Annotated in this window: 7 protein-coding genes and 1 pseudogene; 7 read left to right on the plus strand and 1 reads right to left on the minus strand. The window is 44.7% G+C overall.

What is annotated here, in order from left to right; genetic code table 11:
* The first annotated feature begins 340 nt into the window (after positions 1 to 340).
* From ABIC80_RS07970 to ABIC80_RS08000, 7 genes and pseudogenes are all read left to right on the plus strand, one after another.
* Positions 341 to 1,999 (plus strand): methyl-accepting chemotaxis protein, encoded by a 1,659-nt coding sequence (locus tag ABIC80_RS07970; protein ID WP_429176417.1) that lies wholly within the window; start codon positions 341 to 343, stop codon positions 1,997 to 1,999.
* A 311-nt stretch (positions 2,000 to 2,310) separates the two neighbouring features.
* Positions 2,311 to 3,204, plus strand: a complete 894-nt coding sequence (locus ABIC80_RS07975; protein WP_429176419.1) for a GGDEF domain-containing protein — start codon at positions 2,311 to 2,313, stop codon at positions 3,202 to 3,204.
* Positions 3,205 to 3,370: 166 nt separating this feature from the next.
* Complete coding sequence (locus tag ABIC80_RS07980) at positions 3,371 to 3,697, plus strand: hypothetical protein (RefSeq protein ID WP_429176422.1); 327 nt, start codon at positions 3,371 to 3,373, stop codon at positions 3,695 to 3,697.
* Between the two features lie 347 nt (positions 3,698 to 4,044).
* Positions 4,045 to 4,296: a hypothetical protein gene (locus ABIC80_RS07985; protein WP_312277209.1), complete on the plus strand. Its 252-nt coding sequence runs from the start codon at positions 4,045 to 4,047 to the stop codon at positions 4,294 to 4,296.
* Positions 4,268 to 4,609 carry a low molecular weight protein tyrosine phosphatase family protein gene (locus ABIC80_RS07990; RefSeq protein WP_312277210.1) on the plus strand — a complete coding sequence of 114 codons (342 nt, stop codon included), beginning with the start codon at positions 4,268 to 4,270 and terminating at the stop codon, positions 4,607 to 4,609. The genes ABIC80_RS07985 and ABIC80_RS07990 overlap by 29 nt, the downstream gene beginning before the upstream one ends.
* A 332-nt stretch (positions 4,610 to 4,941) precedes the next feature.
* Positions 4,942 to 5,142: pseudogene (locus tag ABIC80_RS07995) on the plus strand (RHS repeat-associated core domain-containing protein); the annotation flags it as partial.
* Between the two features lie 176 nt (positions 5,143 to 5,318).
* Entirely contained in the window at positions 5,319 to 5,696 is a 378-nt protein-coding gene (locus tag ABIC80_RS08000; protein ID WP_429176424.1) for a hypothetical protein, read from the plus strand.
* Between the two features lie 209 nt (positions 5,697 to 5,905).
* Here ABIC80_RS08000 and ABIC80_RS08005 read toward each other — a convergent pair.
* The coding region (locus tag ABIC80_RS08005) for an integrase core domain-containing protein (RefSeq protein WP_429176532.1) at positions 5,906 to 6,054 on the minus strand (149 nt) is incomplete at its 5' end.

Below are 6,054 nucleotides of genomic sequence, written 5' to 3' on the forward strand. Positions count from 1 at the left end.
GAGCTTTCGTTGAGCGAGTTCAATCAACGGGCTAAAAGGAATTTTTTCCAACGTTAATAACCATAGAGCCCGTCTGGTTAAATTTTATTATGGCTATGTTCTGCTTATTTTATTTGTAAATTGACTTATCTATCAGTCACTTTCACAACGGTGATTAATTAAGTTATTTAACATGAAAGAGGATAATGAAATTAATTTTGGTGAAAAAAAGCTGGCTAGCATAAATTCAGGAAGTAGCCATTTTTTCAAAAAAAATATATTTATTAAATATCGTTAAAGCCTTTAAACGCGGCGTCGATAACCCCTTTTTGCTTCATTTACTAATAACACCAGGGTTCTTATGTCTATCACACAGCGTTTGTCGCTGGCATTTTCTTTGCTCGCTATATCACTTTTCGCGGTTGTTGCCGTCTCACTTTCGGTGATTTCAGGTTTCCAGTCGCGTTTTGAGTATGTACAGGTCAATGCCATACCCAGCATCAAGGATTTGAATAAATCAATCAGTACCACCAGCCAGCTTGGTATCGCCTTTTATCGTCACCAGACTGCTTTGGACACTGCTGGCCAGACTGCGGCTGAAGAGAGAATAAACAGCCTGCTTAACACGCTGAAATCGCTCACGGATTATTACATGGCAAATGATATTTCCAGCGATGAAGATAAAGCGATGACCGAGCAGGCATACCGTAATATCGAAGCCGTTCGTGCGGCGTTACCCGCTTTTTTAGCGGCCTCAAAAAACCACGACAATGCGTTATCCCTGTCTCTTCTTAAAAGTGAAGATGGTGTGGGTGCTGCATCGCGTAAAATGGAAGCCGATTTCACCAATCAGATTGAATTAAATATAAAAATCGGTGAGGCCCTGAGAGAACAAAACAAGACAATTTATGCCAAAACGTGGTGGATGATGACCAGCGCCGCAGCAGTGGTGATCCTTCTGCTTGGTCTGTTTTCCATCACTATTATTCAGGGCATCAAGCGCAGCCTTAACAGCATAAAGAGCACGATGACAGAGGTCAGTAACAGTCTCGATCTGACCCAGGTTGCCACTGTCTACAGAAACGATGAAATAGGCCAGACCGCATCAGCGTTTAACGGCCTGCTGGAGAAGGTTTCAACAACGCTGTTATCGGTGAACCATGCTGCACAATCGGTCAGCACGGGCTCCGCTCAAATTGCTGCAGGGAACGAAGACCTGTCATCACGAACGGAGGAACAGGCCGCCTCTCTGGAGCAGACCTCTGCCAGTATGGCCACCCTGAGTGAAACCGTGCGCCAGAATGCCGATGGCGCAGTTCAGGCAAGCGAACTGGCGAATAACGCTAACAATTTATCGAGCGTGAATGCGGGCGCAGTCAGCCAGATGCTGGAAACGATGTCAGAGATTCGTGGAAGCTCAGAAAAAATCTCCGATATTACAGGCCTTATTGAAGGTATCGCCTTCCAGACCAACATCCTGGCGCTTAACGCGGCGGTAGAGGCCGCGCGTGCAGGTGAACATGGCCGAGGATTTGCGGTGGTTGCTTCTGAAGTGCGTACTCTGGCACAGCGCTCGTCCTCTGCTGCCCGTGAAATTAAAGATCTCATTTCACTCTCTGTTTCCCAGGTTGAGCAGGGTCTTAACCAGGCAGCGAATGTGGGAAGTAACACTGAAAATGTGAGCAATGCGGTTCGCCAGGTCGCGGATCTGGTTAACGAAATTGCGGCTGCGACCACTGAGCAGAGTAAAGGTATTGAGCAGGTTCACCAGGCGATCGGGCAAATGGATGAAGTTACCCAGCAAAACGCCTCACTGGTTGAAGAAGCCTCTTCGGCATCTAAATCCCTGCAGGAGCAGGCTGAAACCTTGTCGAGCCTGGTCTCTACTTTTACGCTTAACGAAAATACTGGGTATGTCGGAAAAGCAGTAAGCACGCCGATCGCCAGAACACAGCAGCTGCAAACAAAACCCGCATCGACTGCTGGTGAAGCTCGTAATACAGACTGGGAAAGTTTCTGATTTTTGACTTTTACTCACGATAGATAATTACTAAAAAGCGCTGCTCTGTCAGCGCTTTTATCCTTCAGGAAGATTTATCTTTTGGGTTATTCACTATATAAGTGGTTTTATCGTACAGAGTAGTCATACCTTGTCCCCCCTGCCTTATCTGAACTGTGCTTCTCTGCAGTTTCTCAATTTGCTGAGAAGGAGTCTCTGGGTGCATTAGCCAGAAATGTTTTAGCGTGTTGAGAAACATATTGTCTAATGTACAACCTGTAGAAAAAAGTTATCATAACTGTCCTGCGAATTAACTTATAACGAATATTATCATGATGGTTCTCTCTTCAAGCCTTCTCAGATTTTCAGCATTGTTCAGGGTACTCATTGCTTTTACTGTTGCATTCGCATCGGCAAGCTGGGCCGGTCCCCCACTGGGTTCTCTCAGCGCAATATTTTCAAATCCGGGTCTCTATATTGACTTGTTACAGCTGTTGTTCCTTATTTTTATTTTATGGTTTACGTCCCTGATATCCGTAACCGGAAAATCTTTAAATATGGCATTGCATGGCCTGACGTTGTGGGTTGCTGGCCAGTCATTCGATTTAATGGACGAGATATTTCATCAGCCGAGATGGATGGCATATTACTGCGAGGACTTATTAATACTCAGCGGAATGTTACTTACCGTCATCAGCATCTATAAAGTTATGTTGAGAATGAACTCGCACTACTCTTTTGTCAGCAAGCTCTCTCTTCATGATGAGCTCACGCAACTCCCTAACAGACGCTATTTTATTGAGAATATCAGCAAGATGAAAAACAGTGTACAGGCTCTGATTATCATCGATCTGGATTACTTCAAAAATATTAATGATACCTGGGGGCATGCCGTGGGTGACAGAGTTCTTTTTGAATTTGGCAGACAATTGTATGACATTAACAACCTCGGAATTATTGGCTATCGAATTGGGGGAGAAGAGTTTGCTGTGATTGTTGAAGGATTGTCGTATCCGGATGTATCCGGCATCGCTGAATCCATCCGTATCAATGCTCAGAAAGTTATCGTGGGCGATGAACAACATCTTTCGGTCAGCATCGGCGTAGGTATTCGTTCTCCCGATGAAGACTATGAATCATTAATGAACCGAGTTGACAGCGCGCTCTATCTTGCCAAGAAAAAAGGCCGAAACAGAGTAGAAATGGCTGATACGCTGACCGATTAACAATTATCCAGGACACTGCTCTACAGTGTTTGACCACTGAGTAAATCCAGTTCATCAGAGACATATTCTGGGCCAGCGCCTACCAGTTATGGCACTGTACAAACTCTGTTAACCGGAGTAACACGATAGCGCAGAAAGTAACGTCACTCTTAACAAGGAATATAAGATGAACAAAAATTACTTATTGGTCATTCTCGCTTGCGCTTCCTTACTGCAGGGCTGCTCACTCGTCGAAAAGAATCAAAACGTCCGCTGGGGCGAAGGTGCCTGCCCTGCTCCGGCAAAGGCAGACATTGCAGCGACGGGTCACCTGGTTATTCAGGATGGCAAAACCCTTAAATGCCAGCTTAAGCCCTATGTCAGCAACATGGACTGCCAGGGAATAACCGATAAAACAGGTGCCGACGGTTTGGTATGCCAGAATGGTGCCGGACAAAAAATGCTTTTCGTGTTCGATGATAAAGGTGTTTTACAGAAGCATGGCAACATCTAAATTTTCACCATGCGAATTTGGTCGATGGAACGATTAGTTTTAGATTTCGCGCAAGGCTAGATAATAAATAAGGCCGCAAATCGGCGGCCTGGATTATTGATATTTCGCTCTACGCTGTGGGCTTATTTTTAAATCAGGATTGCTTAGTTCAGTAATAGTTATTTCATAAAGCCATCAACGCCATTTAAAAAACTGTCAGGCGTAGCTTTTAAAAAACCCGTGGTGCCCGGAATGGCTTAGTAGCGATAACCGGTATGCAAAATATGCTCGCAAGATGCTAGAATCTCCCGGCTTGTTCTCCCCGTGTTATCGCGGCTGCTGACCCCGATCAATCTGAGAGAGAATCAATGGAAACAGCACGTAACCGAGGCTGGCGTAAAGCGCAGAAACAACGTAACCGATCTCGCGATGCTCATACGGCCTTATTAACTTTTCGTGGCGAAAAAAACTGGAAGATGCTCTACACGCGGTCAGATAAATTACTGCGTGCCGCACAACTGGGATTTGAGTATCCGCGTATCACTAACCAGCAGCTTGCTATGCAAGGCCTGGAAGAGTACCAACTCATTGATGAAACTACTTTTTATATGCAGCCGTAATCAATGGCGAAGCCCTACGGCGGAACAGGTGTTCCGCCGTCATCCATCCCTTGATGTGCGCTCTGCGGGCACCAGCCGAAATGCTAAAAAGAGAGTCTCTTACGAATTGCTTCAATGGGCCGATGTTATTTGTGTTATGGAACAAAAGCATAAAAACCGTTTAGTGGCTGAATTTGGTCGGGTCATCGCATTTAAACCTCTGCATGTCCTCGATATCCCCGATCATTATCCCTTTATGGATCCACGGTTGATCGCAATATTTGAAGATATCGTGCCGGCAACGCTGGGGCTCACCGATCAGCCAGTAATATGAAACTCATCGAACCGATCGCATGACTGATAACCGGGCAATATGGTCAGTCAGGAGCTTTTCGTATAACAGTCCGAGTTCCCTTTTGTGAAGTGTCGGCTGGTGCTTTATCAACGGTTTGGGATTCTGTTGGTGGATAGTATCCAGTTTCTGTCGGTGGGTTTAGTAATACACCAGCACCATTACAACCAGACAAGGAAATTATACAACCTATTAAAAAATGGTATTTTTTTCGCATTTTTACGCCTGGCTTTTTTTACCGTCCATGTTGTAAACCGTTCTGCTCCACTTTTCATCAGGGCGGTTCACAAACCCAATTGTTTCCGATGGTGATGCTCCAGCACCAGCCGCTGCGCTATGCTGGGCAGTATGCAGGCAGCGAAACCGGCCTGCACTATAACCTGTTCCGCTATTACGACCCACAGATCGGATGGTTCACCGTTCAGGATCCGATAGGGTTAAGTGGTGGGCTGCACTTATATAGTTATGCGCCAAACCCTCTCAAATATATTGACGCGCCTGGATTGTGCAAAACAGGTACTGAAGATAAAAATCCTTATGGCACTTATCGCCCCGATCGACCATTACCGCGCGATAAAAATGGGAGGCCAGTCCATGATGTTGATGCGCCACATACTCAGCATGCGTATATTCCTAACCCTACAGGAGGAACACCGCAACATGGTCCTGCAAAAGATTTGGAGATGCCATAATGTATGTAAGTAAAGGAGCGATGTGGAACAATGGAGAAAAAGTCCATTTATCTCACTTATTAGACAAAGTACCGGCTAATAGATGGGATTGGTATCTATATGAAATAGAAGCAGTTGGAATAGCTCCACAAGGTATGTCCATGTCTGATTTTGAGCAACGAGTGTTATCCAGCGATACTGGATTTAAATTATCATGGGATGAGATCAAGCATTTTTCCAACTCATTAAGTGATATAAAAAAGTGTTTTTTAGCTGCGTTAGTTAAACCAGTTAAATATAGTGCATTAGAAAATGGTGACTTATCAAATTGTCTGGCACTAATAACTATCTTAGATAGTACTTCATGGGAAGTTAAATTAATGGGAAATAACTACTAATTTATAGAATGAAAGTTAAACAAAAACCCGGGAAATATCCTCATAATATTCCCGGACTTTATTTTTGGGCTGCACACAGTACGCCAGATATCCCGTCTTTCATTACCTTCATCCTCCATTCCGGGCAGTGCAGTTGCAGGGTGGGTATCAATTTAACAGGAGCGGTTTTGGGGAAAGTTTTGGGGAAGAACTCTGTAAATAGACCCATTTTAGTTCCATGAATTTTTTGAGATCCCGGCCAAATAATAGTGCTGTCGATATTCTTCTGGCGTCATATTGTTCAGTGATTCATGCGGGCGTTCACAGTTATACTCTGACACCCATCTTTCCGTTATTTCCCGCACTTCATTCAGCGTTC

Source organism: Kosakonia sp. 1610 (genome assembly GCF_050435845.1).
Taxonomy (GTDB): Bacteria; Pseudomonadota; Gammaproteobacteria; order Enterobacterales; family Enterobacteriaceae; genus Kosakonia; species Kosakonia cowanii.